This is a genomic window from Rhizobium sp. BK008 (genome assembly GCF_014197345.1).
In the GTDB taxonomy this organism is placed as follows: Bacteria; Pseudomonadota; Alphaproteobacteria; order Rhizobiales; family Rhizobiaceae; genus Rhizobium; species Rhizobium anhuiense.
In genome coordinates this window covers 83012-100347 of sequence record NZ_JACIFK010000014.1, presented here as the reverse complement: position 1 = coordinate 100347, position 17336 = coordinate 83012, and the positions used below count along the sequence as shown (strand labels likewise).

At 61.3% G+C, this 17336-nt stretch carries 16 protein-coding genes and 1 tRNA gene; 9 read left to right on the top strand and 8 right to left on the bottom strand.

Annotated features, from left to right (window positions below):
* The first annotated feature begins 479 nt into the window (after positions 1-479).
* The 6 genes from FHT69_RS33100 to FHT69_RS33075 all read left to right on the top strand — a co-directional run bounded on the left by FHT69_RS33100 (position 480) and on the right by FHT69_RS33075 (position 7640).
* Positions 480-1457, top strand: a complete 978-nt coding sequence (locus FHT69_RS33100) for a LacI family DNA-binding transcriptional regulator (protein WP_063476270.1) — start codon at positions 480-482, stop codon at positions 1455-1457.
* A gap of 54 nt (positions 1458-1511) precedes the next feature.
* Positions 1512-2750 (top strand): ABC transporter substrate-binding protein, encoded by a 1239-nt coding sequence (locus FHT69_RS33095; RefSeq protein ID WP_063476271.1) that lies wholly within the window; start codon positions 1512-1514, stop codon positions 2748-2750.
* A gap of 73 nt (positions 2751-2823) precedes the next feature.
* Complete coding sequence (locus FHT69_RS33090) at positions 2824-3741, top strand: carbohydrate ABC transporter permease (RefSeq protein ID WP_097545471.1); 918 nt, start codon at positions 2824-2826, stop codon at positions 3739-3741.
* Positions 3738-4601 (top strand): carbohydrate ABC transporter permease, encoded by an 864-nt coding sequence (locus FHT69_RS33085; RefSeq protein WP_063476273.1) that lies wholly within the window; start codon positions 3738-3740, stop codon positions 4599-4601. The genes FHT69_RS33090 and FHT69_RS33085 overlap by 4 nt, the downstream gene beginning before the upstream one ends.
* Positions 4602-4620: 19 nt before the next feature.
* Positions 4621-6543 carry a glycoside hydrolase family 127 protein gene (locus tag FHT69_RS33080; RefSeq protein ID WP_183906561.1) on the top strand — a complete coding sequence of 641 codons (1923 nt, stop codon included), beginning with the start codon at positions 4621-4623 and terminating at the stop codon, positions 6541-6543.
* 23 nt (positions 6544-6566) lie between these two features.
* Positions 6567-7640, top strand: a complete 1074-nt coding sequence (locus tag FHT69_RS33075) for an ABC transporter ATP-binding protein (protein WP_174824527.1) — start codon at positions 6567-6569, stop codon at positions 7638-7640.
* 54 nt (positions 7641-7694) lie between these two features.
* On the opposite strand, the gene dxr is transcribed toward FHT69_RS33075, so the two are convergent.
* Entirely contained in the window at positions 7695-8885 is a 1191-nt protein-coding gene (gene dxr / locus FHT69_RS33070) for a 1-deoxy-D-xylulose-5-phosphate reductoisomerase (RefSeq protein ID WP_183906560.1), read from the bottom strand.
* A 381-nt stretch (positions 8886-9266) separates the two neighbouring features.
* Between dxr and FHT69_RS33065 the strand changes: the two genes are divergently transcribed.
* Both FHT69_RS33065 and FHT69_RS33060 read left to right on the top strand, forming a co-directional pair.
* On the top strand, positions 9267-9917 hold the full coding sequence (locus tag FHT69_RS33065; RefSeq protein WP_063476275.1) for a hypothetical protein: 651 nt from the start codon (positions 9267-9269) through the stop codon (positions 9915-9917).
* 62 nt (positions 9918-9979) lie between these two features.
* Positions 9980-10282 (top strand): BON domain-containing protein, encoded by a 303-nt coding sequence (locus FHT69_RS33060; RefSeq protein WP_028756459.1) that lies wholly within the window; start codon positions 9980-9982, stop codon positions 10280-10282.
* A 77-nt stretch (positions 10283-10359) separates the two neighbouring features.
* Here the strand turns inward: FHT69_RS33060 and FHT69_RS33055 are convergent, their stop codons facing one another.
* A complete protein-coding gene (locus tag FHT69_RS33055; RefSeq protein ID WP_164736003.1) occupies positions 10360-10512 on the bottom strand; it encodes a hypothetical protein in 153 nt (50 codons plus the stop codon).
* Between the two features lie 128 nt (positions 10513-10640).
* The gene (locus FHT69_RS33050) at positions 10641-10883 is read right to left on the bottom strand and encodes a hypothetical protein (RefSeq protein ID WP_012759211.1); all 243 of its coding nucleotides are present in this window, start codon (positions 10881-10883) and stop codon (positions 10641-10643) included.
* 160 nt (positions 10884-11043) lie between these two features.
* On the opposite strand from FHT69_RS33050, the gene FHT69_RS33045 reads away from it, so the two are divergent.
* Positions 11044-11562: a DUF2937 family protein gene (locus FHT69_RS33045; protein WP_063476277.1), complete on the top strand. Its 519-nt coding sequence runs from the start codon at positions 11044-11046 to the stop codon at positions 11560-11562.
* Between the two features lie 176 nt (positions 11563-11738).
* On the opposite strand, the gene eat is transcribed toward FHT69_RS33045, so the two are convergent.
* The 5 genes from eat to FHT69_RS33020 form a co-directional block, all read right to left on the bottom strand.
* A complete protein-coding gene (eat, locus tag FHT69_RS33040; RefSeq protein WP_183906559.1) occupies positions 11739-13103 on the bottom strand; it encodes an ethanolamine permease in 1365 nt (454 codons plus the stop codon).
* 29 nt (positions 13104-13132) lie between these two features.
* Positions 13133-13879 carry an ethanolamine ammonia-lyase subunit EutC gene (eutC, locus tag FHT69_RS33035; RefSeq protein ID WP_028756456.1) on the bottom strand — a complete coding sequence of 249 codons (747 nt, stop codon included), beginning with the start codon at positions 13877-13879 and terminating at the stop codon, positions 13133-13135.
* The gene (locus FHT69_RS33030; protein WP_063476280.1) at positions 13876-15324 is read right to left on the bottom strand and encodes an ethanolamine ammonia-lyase subunit EutB; all 1449 of its coding nucleotides are present in this window, start codon (positions 15322-15324) and stop codon (positions 13876-13878) included. The genes eutC and FHT69_RS33030 overlap by 4 nt, the downstream gene beginning before the upstream one ends.
* A 585-nt stretch (positions 15325-15909) precedes the next feature.
* Positions 15910-15986 (bottom strand) — tRNA-Arg (locus tag FHT69_RS33025).
* Positions 15987-16040: 54 nt separating this feature from the next.
* Positions 16041-17204 (bottom strand): M20 aminoacylase family protein, encoded by a 1164-nt coding sequence (locus tag FHT69_RS33020; protein WP_028756454.1) that lies wholly within the window; start codon positions 17202-17204, stop codon positions 16041-16043.
* Positions 17205-17336 lie beyond the last annotated feature (132 nt).

The window sequence follows — 17336 nt, the reverse complement described above, 5'->3', positions numbered from 1 at the left end:
CCGAACGGCTGCGCATCACGCCGACCCCGCTGCATTCCGATGCCGATATCGCCCATCTGGTCGAGGCGCTGCATTCGCTCTGGTCGCGCTGTGCACTCGCAAGGCACGTAGCCTGATCTTTCGATGATCGTTCGGCCGTAACGCGGCGCCTCCATTGGAGGCGCTGACAGCGGCCTGTTTCGGCGATCATCAGGCGCAGCAACAAACCTGTCTTCGCAAGGACAGGGCGATCCAGCTCCATCGCATTTCCTCCAACCCTTACATCATCCGGCAATCCGGCCCCGCCGATGCGCGCCCGGTCTTGCTCGCGCCATCCCTATTATTCCGCCACTGCACTTGCTGACTGGACGCTCGGCGGGAAAGAGAAAACCTTTTCTCACTTGACATGCGAGTTGGTAAAAGCTTTTCTCAGCTCACTTCAGAAGGAGGAAGGTCTGAACATATCGGGAGGAAAAAGGGGCAGGATTACCATCCACGAGGTGGCGGCGGCTGCCGCGGTGAGCATCTCGACGGCGTCGAAAGCGCTCAACGATACCGGCCGGATGGGGTCGGAAACGCGTGAACGGGTGAAGCGGATCGCCGCCGAAATCGGCTACCGGCCGAATGCGCTGGCAAGAGGTCTTCTCAGCAAGCGCAGTTTCACCGTCGGGCTGCTGACGAACGATACCTACGGCCGTTTCACGCTGCCTGTCATGGCGGGTATTTCGGACGCGCTCGTCGATCACGGCGTTTCGGTCTTCCTGTGCGCCATCGAAGACGATCCGGCCCTTGCGCAGATCCATGTCGATGCGATGTTGGACAAACAGGTCGACGGCATCATCGCGACGGGGAAGCGCCTGGATCGGCGCCTGCCCGTCGATCTGTCGAATTTGCATGTGCCTGTTGTCTACGCCTTCACGGAGGGGACGCAGAACAGCGTTACCTTCCGGTCGGACGACGAGCAGGGTGCGCGGCTGGCGGTGGAATGGCTCGTGAAGATCGGGCGGCGGCGGATTGCCCATATCACCGGGCCGGAGGACTTCTTCTCGGTGCGGGAACGCGCCGGCGCCTATCACGAGGTGGCCGGTCACCGCGAACCGGTGCTCTACGGCGTCTGGTCGGAAAGCTGGGGCCATGACGCGGTCGAACAGCTGTGGAAGAGGCCGGGAGAAAAACCGGATGCGCTCTTCTGCGGCAATGACCAGATCGCCCGCGGCGCTGTGGATGCGTTGCGCGAGCGCGGCGTCAAGGTGCCGCAGGACGTCTCGGTCATCGGCTTCGACAATTGGGAGATTGTCGCGGCCCAGACGCGGCCGCCGCTGACGACGGTGGACATGGAATTGAAGGAACTCGGACGGCAGGCCGGATTGACGGTGCTGGCGCTCGCGGAAGGACGGCCTGTCGAGCCGGGCGTGAGGAAATTGCCCTGCCGGCTGATCGTCCGGCAGTCATGCGGGAGCAAAGCTTCCACGGAATGAGAACAAGGGAATGAGCAAAGGCGCAGGGAGATGCGCCATATCGGGAGGAGTGTCATGATCAAGCGTTTATTGGTGGCGACCAGCATCGCTACCCTATGTCTGGTATCGGCCGCGTCGGCTGCCGAAAATGTCGAGATGTGGGTTCGCTCGGGGATCGGCGATGCCTTCAAGAAGGTCGTCGAAGCCTATAATTCCGGTCACGAGAACAAGGTCGTGATGACCGAGGTGCCGTTCTCCGAGTTGGTGCAGAAATATGCGACGGCGATCGCCGGCGGACAGGCGCCGGACGCCCTGTCGATGGATCTGATTTATAACCCTGCCTTTGCCGCGGCCGGCCAGCTGGAAGACCTGACGGACTGGGCGAAGTCGCTTCCCTATTTCAATTCGCTTTCGCCGTCGCATGTTCGCCTCGGCACCTATCAGGATCGGATCTACGGCCTGCCGCTTTCGGTCGAAACCTCGGTCTTTGCCTGGAACAAGGACCTCTACAAGAAGGCCGGTCTCGACCCGGAGAAAGCACCGGTGAATTGGGACGAAATCACCGCCAATGCCGAGAAGATCCGGGCGCTGGGTGACGATACCTACGGCTTCTATTTCTCCGGCGGCGGCTGCGGCGGCTGCATGATCTTCACCTTCACGCCGCTGGTCTGGGGCGCCGGCGTCGATATCCTGTCGGCCGACAGCAAGACGGCGACGCTGGATACGCCTCAGATGCGCAAGGCGGTCGATATCTACCGCAACATGGTCAAGAAGGACCTCGTGCCGGCGGGTGCTGCCAGCGACAACGGCGCCAACTTCCTGACCTTCACCAACGGCAAGATCGGACAGCAAAGCCTCGGCGCCTTTGCCATCGGCACGCTGGTGACCGAACATCCCGATATCAACTTCGGCGTGACCCTCATTCCCGGTGTCGACGGCAAGCCTTCGTCCTTTGCCGGCGGCGACAATTTCGTCATCACCAAGGGCACGAAGAAGATCGATGCGGTGAAGGAGTTCCTCGAATACGTCTATTCGATGGACGGCCAGAAGATCATGGCGAAATATGGCAGCCTGCCGACGCGCGGTGATATCGCCGACAAGGTGCTGGAGGGTCTCGACCCGCGCATGCAGGTTGGCTTGAAGGCGATCGCCGTCGCCAAGACGCCCTATACGCTGCAGTTCAACGATCTGATCAACAGCGCCAACGGGCCTTGGGCAAGCTTCACCAACGCCGCGATCTTCGGCGAGGACGTCGACGGCGCGTTTTCGAGCGCCCAGTCGGAAATGCAATCGATCATCGATAGCGGCCAATAACTCTCCCTCGGCCGCGGCCGGGGAGCGGTGGCAGCTTCCCGGCCAATTTCAATTGACAGATGCGGAGCGTTTGATGACCGGTTTCGGTTCGGAGATCCTGTTGCCTCGACGCAGACGACGGCGCAAATCGAACTGGCGCGGCCTCGTCTACATCGCGCCTGCTATGGCGCTGGTCATCGTCTTCTTCATCATGCCGGTTCTCTTCACTGGATGGATGAGCCTTCACAACTGGCCGCTGATGGGGGCGTCGCGCTGGATCGGCTTCAACAATTACGTTCGCATGGCCAACGACAGCCGCTTCATGACGGCGCTGAATTTCACGGCCTATTATACGGTGATCGTCACTGTCGCGATCTTCGCGATCGCCTTTCCGCTGGCGATCTTCGTCGAAAAGGAACGGCAGTTCGTCAGCGCCTACCGCACGATCATCTTCCTGCCCGTCGTGGTCGGCCTTGCCACGGCCTCGCTGCTTTGGGTCTGGCTTGCCAATGTCGATAGCGGCTTCATCGGTCCCGCCTTGAAGGCGCTCGGTCTTCTGGAAAAGAGCCCCAATCTTCTCGCGACCTTCGACACCGCCTTTCTGACGATCGTGGTGATGGTCGTCTGGAAGATCGCGGGCTTCACCATGATCATTCTTCTAACCGGGCTCCAGGCCATTCCGTCCGAGCTGACGGAGGCCGCCCGCATCGACGGCGCCGGCCGCTGGCAGCGGTTCAGGCATCTGACCTTGCCGCTGATGCGCAAGACGATCGCGCTGGCGCTGATCGTCTCCGTCACCGGTTCGATCCTCGCCTTCGACCAGTTCTACATCATGACCGCAGGCGGACCGCAGAACAAGATGATCTCGGTGGTCTACTACATCTTCAATCAGTCCTTCGTGTCGTTCAATCTCGGTTATGGCGCAGCACTCTCGATCGTGCTTCTCGCCATCCTGGTGGCGATCAGCATCGTGCAGCTCTGGCTGCTTCGCGTCGGGGAGGAGCGTCCATGACCACCTCAAAAGAGCGCCGCACGCGCAAGGCGATCCGGACGAAATCGGTCTATCACCTGACCGGCATCGCCATATCGATCTTCTTTCTCGCCCCTTTCGCGATCACGCTCTTGTCGTCCTTCCGACATGGCACGGAGGCCAGCCTGCCGCCCTTGCCGCCGTGGCCGACCTCCGGCGTCAGCATCGATTCCTATGCGCTGCTCGATACGTTCGGCGCCGGCATATGGCGGCACATGATCAATTCGCTGTTCGTTTCGGTCGCCACCGTGGTGCTCACCGTCGCCGTCAGCCTGCTCGCCGGCTACGGCTTCTCGCGCTACCGGTTCCCGATGAAGAATGCGCTCTTCGTGTTGATCATCGCGACGCTGATGATCCCGTTCCAATCGATCTTGACGCCGCTCTTCATCATCCTGGCAAAGCTCGGCCTCAACAATTCGCTGCTTGGGCTGACGCTCGTCTATGTGACGCTGCAACTGCCCTTCTCGGTCTTCATGATGCGCAACGCCTTCGACGCCGTGCCGAAGGAGATCGAAGAGGCGGCGCGCATCGACGGCGCGCGCGACCTCAGGCTCTTGGTCCGGGTTCTTCTGCCGCTGGTGCTTCCCGGTGTGGCGACGGTCGCGATCTTTGCTTTCCTCAACGCCTGGAACGAGTTTCTCGCGGCGCTCGTGCTGCTCTCCAGCAATGAGAAATACACCCTGCCGGTGCTGATGACGGCGGTTCGCGCCGGACGGCTCGGCGCCATCAACTGGGGAGCGGTCCAAGCCGGTGTCGTCGTCATGACGATCCCCTGCCTGATCGTCTTCCTGCTTTTGCAACGCTACTACATGCGCGGGCTGATGGCCGGCGCGGTGAAATGATTTGAGAGAAAGTGGAGCCATGACCAAAGCAAGCAACGATCGCCAGTTTCGTCCCGTCGCCGTTCCCGATGTCGAGCTCGGCGGCTTCTGGGGCAAATGGCAGGACGCCGTCTGCAATTCCACCGCCGAGACCCTGCTCGACCGCTGCGTCGAGGCCGGCATGCTCAAGGCGGTCGATGTCAGCCAGCCGAGCCCCGGGGTCGTCATTCCCATTCAGCCTTGGGGCGGGACGACGCAGATGTTCTGGGATTCCGACCTCGGCAAGTCGATCGAGACCATCGCCTATTCGCTTTATCGCCGGCCGAACCCGAAGCTCGAGGCGCGCGCCGACGAAATCATCGACATGTATGAGAAACTGCAGGACGAGGACGGTTATCTGAACGCCTGGTTCCAGCGCGTCGAACCGAACCGCCGCTGGACCAATCTGCGCGACCATCATGAGCTCTATTGCGCCGGCCATCTCATGGAAGCCGCGGTCGCCTATTACCAGGCGACCGGCAAACGCAAGCTGCTCGACATCATGTGCCGCTATGCCGATTACATGATCAAGATTTTTGGCCACGGCGAAGGCCAGATATCAGGCTATTGCGGCCATGAGGAAGTCGAGCTGGCACTGGTCAAGCTCGCCCGCGTGACCGGCGAGAAGAAATATCTCGACCTGTCGAAATATTTCATCGACGAACGCGGCACCGAGCCGCATTTCTTCACCGCCGAGGCAAGCCGCGACGGCCGCAATGTCTCCGAATACCACCAGAAGACCTATGAATATGCGCAGGCGCACCAGCCGGTGCGTGCGCAGACGAAGGTCGTCGGCCATGCGGTGCGCGCCATGTACCTCTATTCGGGCATGGCCGACATCGCCACCGAATACAAGGACGACAGCCTGACGGCGGCGCTGGAAACGCTCTGGGACGATCTGACCACCAAGCAGATGTACATTACCGGCGGCATCGGCCCGGCAGCCTCCAACGAAGGCTTCACCGACTATTACGACCTGCCCAATGCCACCGCCTATGCCGAGACCTGCGCTTCGGTCGGCCTGGTGTTCTGGGCAAGCCGAATGCTCGGCCGCGGTCCGGATCGGCGCTATGCCGATATCATGGAGCAGGCGCTTTACAACGGCGCGCTGCCGGGGCTTTCGACAGACGGCAAGACGTTCTTCTATGACAATCCGCTCGAAAGTGCCGGCAAGCACCACCGCTGGAAGTGGCACCATTGCCCCTGCTGCCCGCCCAACATTGCCCGGCTGGTGACCTCGATCGGCTCCTATATGTACGCCGTTGCCGACAACGAGATCGCCGTGCATCTCTATGGCGAGAGCACCGCGCGGCTGAAGCTTGCCAACGGCGCCAACGTGGAGCTCGAGCAGGTGACCAACTACCCGTGGGAGGGCGCGGTCGCCTTTACCACCCGGCTGGAGAGGCCGGCGCGCTTCGCGCTGTCGCTGCGCATCCCGGACTGGGCGGAGGGCGCCACCCTCAGCATCAACGGAACGATGCTCGATCTCAACGCCAATATGCAGGACGGATATATCAGGATCGATCGTGAATGGGCCGACGGCGATCGTGTCGCCCTCTACCTGCCGCTTTCGCTTCGCCCGCAATATGCCAATCCGAAGGTGCGTCAGGATGCCGGCCGGGTCGCATTGATGCGCGGCCCGCTCGTCTATTGCGTCGAAACCACAGACAATGGCGAAGACCTCAACGCCATCGTCCTGCCCCGCGAGCTTCCGGCCGCCGAAACCGTGGTGCTGAAGGATCTCAACGATGCCGTCGCCCTCGATCTCCAGGTAGAGCGCGAGGAAACATCGAATTGGGGAACGCCGCTCTACCGCAAAGCGCCGGCCGAAAGGCAGGTCGCCACCGCGCGTTTCGTGCCCTATCATCTTTGGGACAACCGCGCGCCCGGAGAGATGCTCGTCTGGGTCCAGTCGGACAAATAGGCCGTTTGGGGATGACGAAGGATATGGGTAACAAGAGCGTCGTGCTCCAGGACGTGCGAAAAAGCTATGGCAGTCTGCAGGTGGTTCACGGCATCGACCTGACGATCGCCGAGGGCGAATTCGTCGTCTTCGTCGGGCCGTCCGGCTGCGGAAAATCGACGCTTCTTCGCATGATCGCCGGCTTGGAAGACGTGACCGACGGGGAGGTCGAAATCAAGGGACGTGTTGTCACCGATCTCGATCCATCCGAGCGCGGCATCGCCATGGTCTTCCAGTCCTACGCGCTCTATCCGCATATGAGCGTGCGGGAGAATCTGGCCTTCGGCTTGAAGATGGCGCGCACGCAAGCCGCCGAGATAGAGACGCGTGTCAAGGCCGCGTCCGCGATCCTGAAGATCGATCATCTTCTCGACCGGCGGCCGGGACAGCTTTCCGGCGGTCAGCGGCAGCGCGTGGCGATCGGCCGTGCGATCGTGCGCAAGCCCGATGTCTTCCTGTTCGACGAACCGCTGTCCAATCTCGATGCGGAACTGCGCGTTTCGATGCGCATCGAGATCGCCCGCCTTCACCGCGAACTCGGCAACACGATGATCTATGTCACGCACGACCAGACCGAGGCGATGACGCTCGCCGACAAGATCGTCGTGCTGCGTGACGGCCGTGTCGAACAGGCCGGGACGCCCCGGGAAATCTACGAAAATCCCTCGAATACCTTCGTCGCGGGCTTCATCGGCTCGCCTCGGATGAACCTTTTGAACGCCCGCTGGGGTGAGGGCGGTCTGGTCGAAGTCGCAGGCCGGCGCATCGGCAGCGGCTTGCCGCCGGCAGACAGGCCGGTTGGCGCCGCGGTGACGCTCGGCCTGCGGCCGGAGCATCTGAAGGTGGCATCCGACCTTTCGGGCAGCCTGACGGCCAGGGTCGATTTTTCGGAGTATCTCGGCGGAACGCAATATCTCTATTGCCAGCTTGCCGATGGCCAGTCGCTCACCGTCGAGCATCGGTCACCGGTCAGCATCGCGGCGGGTGAGCAGGTGAGCCTGCTGTTCGAACCGTCGGATTGCAGATTGTTCGACGAGGGCGGCAACCGGTTGCGGTAATGGCGGCCGCCAGGGATAAGCGGGCGGCCTCTCGGCGAACGGCCCGTGGGCATTTCACACGGCGATCGCCGGCGTCATGAGCTCCGCCGCTCTCTGCCGGGCCTGCCTGTCGGCGGCGAAGACATCGTCCATGCCGGCAGCCGGCGGCAGGCCGGCGAGATCGTCCATGACCCTCTCGGTGATCTCGGCCATGGCAAGGAAGGGCAGCCGCCCCTCGATGAAGGCTTCAAGCGCCACTTCCTTGGCGCCGTTCAGCACCGCACCCTGAACGCCGCCGCGCGTCATCGCCAGGCGCGCCAGCCGCAACGCGGGAAACCGCACCTCATCCGGCGCCTCGAAATCCAGCCTGGCGAGCTTGGCGAAATCCAGCCGCTCGATCGGCAGGTTCGGCCGGCGCGGAAAGGACAGGGCATAACCGATGGCGGTGCGCATATCCGGTGCGCCGAGCTGCGCCAGCACCGACCCGTCCGTATAGCCGACCATGGAATGGATGATCGATTGCGGATGGAGGATGACTTCGATCTGTTCGGGCCTGAGACCGAAAAGGTGCCGGGCTTCGATCATCTCCAGCGCCTTGTTGAACATCGAGGCGCTGTCGATCGAGATCTTCAACCCCATCGACCAGTTCGGGTGGGCGCGCGCGCTTTCCACCGTCACATCGGCCATCTGCCGCAGCGAGGCGGTGCGGAAGGGACCACCCGACGCCGTCAGGATGACGCGCTCGACGGCGTGGCGCTGGGTTTCCTCCAGCACCTGGAAGATGGCATTGTGCTCGCTGTCGACAGGAAGCAGCCTGCCGCCGCCCTGGCGAACGGCTGCGATAAAGAGATCGCCCGCCGATACCAGGCATTCCTTGTTGGCAAGGGCGATATCGGCGCCGCGGCGCGTAGCCGCAAGCGTCGGCGCCAGGCCTGCGGTGCCGACGATTGCCGCCATCACCCAGTCGGCTTCGCGCTCAGCCGCTTCCATCAGGCCGGATCTTCCCGAGGCGACGGCGATGCCGCTGCCGGAAAGTTCGCTTTTCAGTGATTCGTAGTGCCGGTCGTTCGCCGTTACCGCCAGCCGCGCGCCGGATGATTTCGCCTGCCGGGCCAGCAATTCTATATTGCCGTTGCCGGTCAGCACGGAGATTTCGAAATTCTCCCGTCCGCCCAGGTGCTCGACGACATTGAGTGTATTCTGGCCGATCGAACCCGTCGAACCGAAGATGCTGAGGCGCCGCGGCGCGCTTTTGCCGGTCATCATGTGAAATTTCGCGAAAATTTCTCTCGTAGGCTCAGGCTCTACTAGGGTTTGGAAGGGGCGGCAAGTGTGCGGTGCAGCAGATTTCAGCCCGTAAGGGGTTTACAGAGCCGCAGGTAGATGTGATCCTTCTAACATTGCTGGCGGAATCGCGATTCCGCTGCGGCCGGTCACGGTCGCATGGCAATTCGGGGCGCTGCGGCGTCCATCGAAGAACTGGCACGCGTGCCGCCGGCCTTTTCGGCCAACATTAAATCGAGGATGAAACCGGGATGGACGGCTTGCCGTGATCCCCCATCGCGTTCGGCTGCGAGCGCTTCATGTCCGCTGTTGGGTCGGTTTCGGCACGGCGGCCCTGTGTTAGGTCAAAACGTTCTTAACTTGATGACGACATTCAAAATAGCATGCATTCTTTTCGCCATCCTGCTCTCGCTCACCGTTGCAGCGAGAGCTGATGATCTGGTGATCTGGTCGCCGGCCAAGCTTTCGGACCGGTCCTACAAGGCGACCTTGGGTTTTCGCCTGCCGGCGGAATGGGAAACGAGCGCCGGCGCCGACATAGCCCTTGCCTCGACCAAAGGCGGGGCGCCGCTGCCCGATTCCGAACAGGCAATGCTCTGGGGCAGGATCGTAAAGACGGCCGTCACGCCAGCGGGCCAATCGCAGCAGGGCGCGAAGGTCAGTGTCGATACGCTGCGCGGCAGCGGTGCGCTGACGCTGAGCCGCTCGCGCAGCTGGATCCTGTCCGATTCGCTCGATATGCAATCGAGCCGGTCCATCAGCGTTCAATTTGATGCGGTCGATATCAGGCAGGCCTCGGTGACGGCATCGCAGGCGCTGAAACTGATCCATCCCTGGACGGGAACGTCGCTTTCGGCGGGCACAGGCGTCAGCAATGCCAGCGGCGACTTCTCGAGCACGGTGGCGGTCAACCAGGCCATCCTGCCGAACCTCAATCTCGATGCCTCGGTGAGCAACCCGTTTTCGGGAGGTGAGACCGGCAGCATCAATCTCCGCTATCGCGTGCAGTGGTAGCGGCGCTGAAACCAACTCCGTCGAACGGCGTTTGCTAAGCAGGTTTCACGGAGGAATGGATCATGGTTTTCAAGGAGCAGACATTTCACGGGCTCGAGCCCGAGATGGAAGCGGAAATCGCCAATCGTGCATCTGTTGAGGCGGATGTCGCCAATGCGCTGGCGATTGCCGGCGGGATCGATGCGTCTGATGTCGAGGTGACGATGGAAAACGACCACATCGTGCTCACCGGCACTGTCGGCACGGTCGGCGAGATCGAACGGGCAACCGTGGTCGCCAAGGCGGTCGAGGGCGTGCATTCGGTGCAGAACCGAATCCTGCTTGGCGGCCCGCTTGGTGGATTGTCACTTGACGGCACGCATTAAACCGAAAGCTCGCTCCGGGGCCAAACATCCCGGACGAGGACTATCACGTCGTCACCGGTAGGGCCGCGCTCAGCTGGTCAACCGGCGAAGCGTTCGACGAGGAAGGACGAGCCGGCCAGACGATCCGTCTTCTGCATGGCGCCCGACCCCTGCGGCTGGTAGGCGATGGCCAGCAGCACGGCGCTGACGGCGACATAGGCGATGGCCAAAAGAATCATCTTGATACGCATGATGAACACTCCCGTTTCGCAATAAACGCGGCTGATATTGCGAAAGTTCCTCATCTGCGAGATCGAGGCGAGATCAGATGAAAAGCCCGGCTGCGAAGATCAGCCGGGCTTTCCCGTAGGGATTTGCCTTATCGGCAGATTCGGGTTTCCTTGACGACCGTATGGCCGTGACGGCGGATTTTTTCCGTCTTGGTGAAGCAATCCTGGGAGACGTGGCGCGGCCTCATGTGATGGCGGTAATAGGGCCGTTCCGCATGACGGTAGGTGGGACGCGCGTCGTCCGTGGTGATGGTTACACTTGCCGCCTGGGACGGCATTGCGGAAAAGATAGATGCTGCGGCGAGCGTGCAGGCAAGGATAATCTGTTTCATGACAAGTCTCTCTTTCTGAGTTGGTCATTCTGGGTTGGTCAGGGCATCAACTCGCCGGAAGCGCCGTCGGTTCAATCACATAGCGTTACCGATTGTGTCGAAGGCAGAAACCTTTACGGCCGCGGATCGTTAGCGCAGGGGACAGCCGGAGGCATCAATCATGGGTCCGATTGCAAGAATCATCGCTATTGTCGCCGGGCTTGCCGGCGGCACGGTGTTTTCGCAGGCGCCGGAATTTGCGCAGCAATACCGCCAGCGGATCGGCGGGGCGATCGACGAATTGCGCGTCATCGTCGAGGATTTCAATGCCCAGGCGGCCGAACACCATCTCGATCGCCAGCAAGCGCTGAACGCCTATGCGCAATCGTCCGATGATTTCCTGCGCGACCGCGGCGTCTCGATGCGCAGCACGATCACGCGCTACGAAACGCTGCTGTCGCAGCAGCTCCACCTCGGTACCGCCGCACCCGTCGCCAAGCCCTTCGTGCTGCTGGGCAATGCCGATGACGTCGTCTTCGCCAATACCTGGCGTGATTTCGTGCCCGGCGTGCCGGTCAGTTTTGCCGGGCTTGTCTGGGGCGCGATCGGTTTTATCGGTGGCTGGATCGTGGCGGCGCTGCTGGGATTAGGCGCGCGGCAGGCGGTGAGGACGCGGCGGGTCCATCGTGAGGTGCGGTAACCAACGACGGCGAAGCGGCTTGGCGCGAGCTTGTCTCGAGGAGGAAATTAAGAATTTTGCGAGCGGGCTGGGCTTTGCGCTCGAATTCCCCCGCCAAACGTCGGCGGGGGATTGTTGATATCGATCGGAACAGGTTCGTCCAATTGCCGGCTTGATGATCGGGCCGGAGAACCTTGTTACGCGGAAGCGGCCGCTTCCTTGGTGACGCCGCCTGACAGCAAGCGCCAGATACCGAACGCCACCACGCCCATGGCCAGGAAGATCAAAAAGATCAGGAAGTTGTAGTAGATCATCGCCGCCAGCGCGACGAGCGCAAGCCCAAGGGCAATGGCCGGGACAACGGGATAGCCCCATGCCTTGAACGGTCGGGCAAGCTCCGGCTCGGTCCGACGAAGTTTGAACAGCGATGCCATGGAGACGATGTACATGATGATCGCGCCAAACACCGACATCGTGACGATATTGGCAGTCAGCGGCAAGCCGCCAATCTGGATCAGGTTGTCGGAGAAGATCGCCGCAATGCCGACAACGCCGCCTGCGAGGATAGCAAGGTAGGGCGTGCGGAATTTCGGATGGATCTTCGCGAGAACTTCCGGCAGGTAGCCGGCGCGACCCAGCGCGAAAATCTGCCTGGAATAGCCCATGATGATGCCATGGAACGATGCGATCAGGCCGAACAGGCCGATCCAGACGAGCATGTGCAGCCAGCCGGAGGATTCGCCGACGACAGCCTTCATCGCTTGCGGCAACGGATCGTTGATGTTGGACAGCATACGCCAGTCGCCAACGCCTCCCGCGAAGATCATCGTGCCGAAAGCAAGGAATACGAGGGTGAGAATCCCTGCGATATAGGCGATCGGCACGGTGCGGGTGGGGTTCTTGGTTTCCTCGGCAGCCATGGCCGCGCCTTCGATCGCCAGGAAGAACCAGATGGCGAACGGAATGGCGGCAAAGATGCCTCCAATGGCACCGACCGAGAATTCAGGAGCGCCAGCCCAGCCATTGGCCGCAAAGTTGGCGACGGAGAAGCCGGGCAGAACGACGCCCATAAACACCAGGAGTTCGATAATGGCGAGGATGGTAATGAAGAGCTCGAATGTCGCGGCGATGGTGACGCCGACGATATTGAGCGCCATGAAGATGATATAGGCGCCGACGGCCGCAAGTTTCGGATCGAGCCCCGGGAACTGCACATTGAGATAGGCGCCGATCGCAAGCGCGATGGCCGGAGGGGCGAAGACGAATTCCACCAGTGTTGCAAAACCCGCAGCGAAGCCGCCGAGCGGGCCGAAGGCCCTGAGCGCATAGGCAAACGGCCCACCCGCATGCGGAATAGCCGTTGTCAACTCCGTGAAGGAGAAAATGAAGGTGGTGTACATGACGGCGATCAGAATCGTGGTGATCAAGAAGCCGAGTGTGCCGGCCGCCGCCCAGCCATAGCTCCAGCCGAAATATTCGCCGGAGATGACGAGGCCGACTGCAAGTCCCCATAAGTGCAGCCCGGTCAGGCTCTTGGCGAGCGTCGGTTGAGAATTTGACATGATTGTTCCCCTGTTTTGTAGATTGAACTTTATGCTTCTTGGTGTGGCAGCGCTTCTATGGCGCCTTCGGCATTTTCCTTGAGATCGACACCGGTCAGCTGCAGTCGCAGCGCCTCCCGGACGATCCAAACGATCTTGTCGGCCGCGACCTCGTAGCTGAGCCCGTCGGCATGAATATTGGAAATACAGTTGCGCTCGCTGTCGCGCCGTCCCGATTGCGGTCGGAAGGTGATGTAGGCGCCGAGGCTGTCAGGCACGCTTAGTCCCGGCCTCTCGCCGATCAGCACGATGGCAACTTCCGCACCAAACGCCGCCGCCGCTTCATCGCCAAATGCCACCCGCGCCTGCTCGCCCAATATCACCGGGGCGACGCTGAAGGCCCCGAGACGCTTCATGCATGCGTTAAACAGCGGCACCGCGTGGTGCTCGACCGCCGAGGCCGAAAGTCCGTCGGCAATGATGAAGGCGATATCATAACGATCGCCTGGGCTCGGGAGATCGGCTGCGTTGGTCTGACGGCCGAGATCCGGGCGCGCCAGATAGATCGTCCGGTCTTTGGCGCGAGACCGAATCCGGATCGTCGGCACGGGAGCAAGCTGCTTGGCAAGGGCGACAAAATCCACTTGCCCATGCACGGCATCCCGCGCCCGGGCATGGGCAAGCTGGAAGTCGAGAATTGCCGATGTCGGCAAGGCGTCGCCTGCTCTTCCAAGCCCAATGCGGGCGCGTGTGGCGTTGCGGAACCGCGCAAACGGATCGCGTTCGAAGGGAGTCATGCGGATGCCCTGTAGCTCAAGAGATTGCGGGAGAAGGCGCCCGAGGCGCTGGCAGGCGCAAGACGACCCGTGTGATCAAGCATGCCCATGCGATGAAGCCAGGCTTCGAACTCCGGAGCCGGCGGACGATTGAACTGGTGCCTGAGGCCGACAATATCGTGGTAGGAAAGGCTCTGATAATTGAGCATGACGTCGTCGGCGCCGGGCACCGCGATCAGAAAGCTGACACCCGCGACAGTCAGCAGCACCATCAGATTGTCCATATCGTCCTGGTCGGCTTCCGCATGGTTCGTGTAGCAAACGTCGACCCCCATCGGCACGCCAAGCAGTTTGCCGCAGAAATGGTCTTCGAGCCCGGCGCGGATAATTTGCTTGGCGTCGAAAAGATATTCGGGGCCAATGAAGCCGACCACGGTATTGACGAGCAACGGATCGAGCTCACGTGCAACGGCATAGGCCCGCGCCTCCACCGTCTGTTCGTCCACGCCATGATGGGCGTCGGCCGAGAGGGCGCTGCCCTGGCCGGTCTCCAGATACATGACATTGTTGCCGACCGTGCCGCGCTTCATGGAAAGTGCCGCCTGCTGGCCTTCCCTCAGGAGGGCGAGGTCGATGCCGAAACCCTTATTGGCGGCTTCCGAGCCGGCGATTGACTGGAACACCAGATCGAGCGGCGCTCCAGCCTCGATCGCCTTGATTGACGTGGTGACATGGGTCAACACGCAGGATTGGGTCGGGATATCGAACTGTTCGCGCAGCCGGTCGAAAAGAACCATCAATCTTGTGCATGCCTCGAGATTGTCGGTAGCCGGGTTGATGCCGATCACCGCATCGCCGATCCCATAAAGAAGTCCGTCGAGCGTCGAGCCGGCGACACCTTCAGGATCATCGGTGGGATGATTGGGCTGAAGCCGGCTCGACAGCCGGCCGGGCAGACCGATCGTGGAACGAAAGGCCGTGACCACCCTGCATTTGCCGGCGACGGTGATCAGATCATGGTTGCGCATGATCTTGGAGACCGCCGCGACCATCTCGGGGGTGAGGCCCGGTGCAATGGCAAGCAGTCTTTCGGCGGTCGCGTCATAGGAGAGAAGCCAATCGCGAAACTCGCCGACCGTCATATGAGATATCGGCGCGAATGCCGTCCAATCATGGCGGTCGACGATCAGTCGGCTGACCTCGTCGATCTCGTATGGGATGACGAGATCCTCCAGGAAGGTTTTGAGAGGCATATCCGCAAGCAGATAGCGGGCGGCCACCCGCCGCTCGTTGCTTGACGCGGCGATCCCGGCCAGCACGTCACCTGATTTCAATGGCGAAGCGCAAGCCAATACCGATTTCAGATCCTGAAAGACATGGCGTTCGCGTCCTAGAACGATCGAATATGTTGTCATCTGCTCCTGGCCGTCGATCAGCCTATTCTCGATGTCCGGGAACTCGTCCACCTTCCGATTGTGGGCATTCGCGGGCTTCCGCCGAATATGCTCGGCACTACGCCAAACAACGCAAGAAGCGTGCCATTCTTTACGGGCTGGGATGCCGAGGCAGCCGTGCCAAGGACTTCGCATGGCTGACCATCAGGGCCGACGCTGCGCGCGGTTATTGCAGAGACTGTTTTCAGTTTAGGACGGCTAATTCGCTAGCGTGGTTGTATCCACTTTGCGATAGCATGCTCCGATGTGCGCAGATTTGCGACCGGCTCAACACTGATTGCGAATATATTCGTTGATCGTCCTGATCCAGCGGTTCTAGCCGGAGTGTTTTTTCGATGGGGCAGTCTGTGCTGAGACGCGATCGTGCATTTTGAGTTGACTGACCGTAGATCGACGCCGATGTTGAAAAACTAGCCAGTTGAACGAATCCAATCGATCGCCAATTTCTGCATCCGAAGAGTTCGGTCGTGCGGCCTCAACGCGACACTTGGCCTGGCTATTACCGATCAAAGGCCGGTTTCTCATGACATCATTATTGCGTTCTTGCATGTCCGCAGGAACGTGCGTTCTTTCAAGGGAGATAAGCATCTGATTGACTGGTGATCCCGGCGCGATTCGAACGCGCGACCCCCAGATTAGGAATCTGGTGCTCTATCCTGCTGAGCTACGGGACCACTTGAGTGCCATGCATACAAAAGGCTTGGCGGGAAGCCAAGCCTTAATTGTTGCTAAGCGCCGAGGCGTTGTTCGGCGAGGCGGACCCAATAGGAGATGCCGTGGGCGATGGCTTCGTCGTTGAAGTCGTAGGCCGGGTTGTGGAGGCCGGCGCTGTCGCCATTGCCGATGAAGATGAAGGCGCCGGGGCGGGCGTTCAGCATGTAGGAGAAATCCTCGCCGCCCATCATCGGATCGATCTCGGCGTTGACATTGCCTTCACCAGCGATGGCACTGGCGGTGGCGACCGCATGCTCTGTCTCGTCGGGGTGGTTGACAGTAACCGGATAATTGCGGTGGAAGCTGATGTCGGCCTCGGCGCCGTGGGCTGCGACCAGGCCCTCGACGATCTGCCGGAACCGTGTCTCGGCGAGTGTGCGCACCTCGGGGTCGAGGGTGCGGACCGTCCCGGCGAAGGTGGCATCGTTCGGAATGACGTTATGGGCAAAACCGGCGTTGAACTTGGTCACCGAGACGACCACAGAGCGCAGCGGATCGGCGCTGCGTGAGGCGATCATCTGCAGGTTGGCGACGATCTGGGCACCGATGGCGATCGGGTCGATCGTCCGGTGCGGCTGGGCGGCGTGGCCGCCGCGGCCCTTGATGGTGACGGTGAATTCGTCGGTCGCCGCCATGATCGCGCCCTTGCGGATGGCGAACTGGCCGACGGGCAGGCCCGGCAGATTGTGCATGCCATAGACCTCTTCAATCGCGAAGCGCTCCATCATGCCGTCCTTGACCATCAGATTGCCGCCGCCGCCGCCTTCTTCGGCGGGCTGGAAGATGACGGCGACATTGCCGTTGAAGTTGCGGGTCTCGGCCAGGTATTTCGCAGCGCCGAGCAGCATGGCGGTGTGGCCGTCATGGCCGCAGGCATGCATCTTGCCCGGCGTCTTCGAGGCCCAGGGTTTTCCGGTGATCTCGGTCAGCGGCAAGGCGTCCATGTCGGCGCGCAGGCCGACCGTGCGGCGGCCTTCACCCTTGCCCTTGATCAGGCCGACGACGCCGGTGCGGCCGATGCCGGTGACGATCTCGTCGACGCCGAATTCCTTGAGTTTTTCGGCGACGAAGGCGGCCGTGTTTTCCACCGCGAAGAGGAGTTCGGGCCGGGCGTGGATGTGGCGGCGCCATTCGGCGACTTCGTCCTGCAACTCCGCGGCTCTGTTCAAAATCGGCATATTCGCGTTCCTGTTATGAAATCCCGACAATCTTTCACCGCATCACAACGGTGTGAAGCTGGGGTGTGAGGCTTTTGGAAATTACTTAGTCAATGACCTTTGCCATGTCATAGCCATATAGGCTAAATAGGG

Coding starts and splice junctions, on each gene's coding strand:
- FHT69_RS33095 (WP_063476271.1), top strand. CDS start 1,512: ATGATCAAGCGTTTATTGGTGGCGACCAGCATCGCTACCCTATGTCTG.
- FHT69_RS33090 (WP_097545471.1), top strand. CDS start 2,824: ATGACCGGTTTCGGTTCGGAGATCCTGTTGCCTCGACGCAGACGACGG.
- FHT69_RS33085 (WP_063476273.1), top strand. CDS start 3,738: ATGACCACCTCAAAAGAGCGCCGCACGCGCAAGGCGATCCGGACGAAA.
- FHT69_RS33080 (WP_183906561.1), top strand. CDS start 4,621: ATGACCAAAGCAAGCAACGATCGCCAGTTTCGTCCCGTCGCCGTTCCC.
- FHT69_RS33075 (WP_174824527.1), top strand. CDS start 6,567: ATGGGTAACAAGAGCGTCGTGCTCCAGGACGTGCGAAAAAGCTATGGC.
- dxr (WP_183906560.1), bottom strand. CDS start 8,885: ATGATGACCGGCAAAAGCGCGCCGCGGCGCCTCAGCATCTTCGGTTCG.
- FHT69_RS33065 (WP_063476275.1), top strand. CDS start 9,267: ATGACGACATTCAAAATAGCATGCATTCTTTTCGCCATCCTGCTCTCG.
- FHT69_RS33060 (WP_028756459.1), top strand. CDS start 9,980: ATGGTTTTCAAGGAGCAGACATTTCACGGGCTCGAGCCCGAGATGGAA.
- FHT69_RS33055 (WP_164736003.1), bottom strand. CDS start 10,512: ATGCGTATCAAGATGATTCTTTTGGCCATCGCCTATGTCGCCGTCAGC.
- FHT69_RS33050 (WP_012759211.1), bottom strand. CDS start 10,883: ATGAAACAGATTATCCTTGCCTGCACGCTCGCCGCAGCATCTATCTTT.
- FHT69_RS33045 (WP_063476277.1), top strand. CDS start 11,044: ATGGGTCCGATTGCAAGAATCATCGCTATTGTCGCCGGGCTTGCCGGC.
- eat (WP_183906559.1), bottom strand. CDS start 13,103: ATGTCAAATTCTCAACCGACGCTCGCCAAGAGCCTGACCGGGCTGCAC.
- eutC (WP_028756456.1), bottom strand. CDS start 13,879: ATGACTCCCTTCGAACGCGATCCGTTTGCGCGGTTCCGCAACGCCACA.
- FHT69_RS33020 (WP_028756454.1), bottom strand. CDS start 17,204: ATGCCGATTTTGAACAGAGCCGCGGAGTTGCAGGACGAAGTCGCCGAA.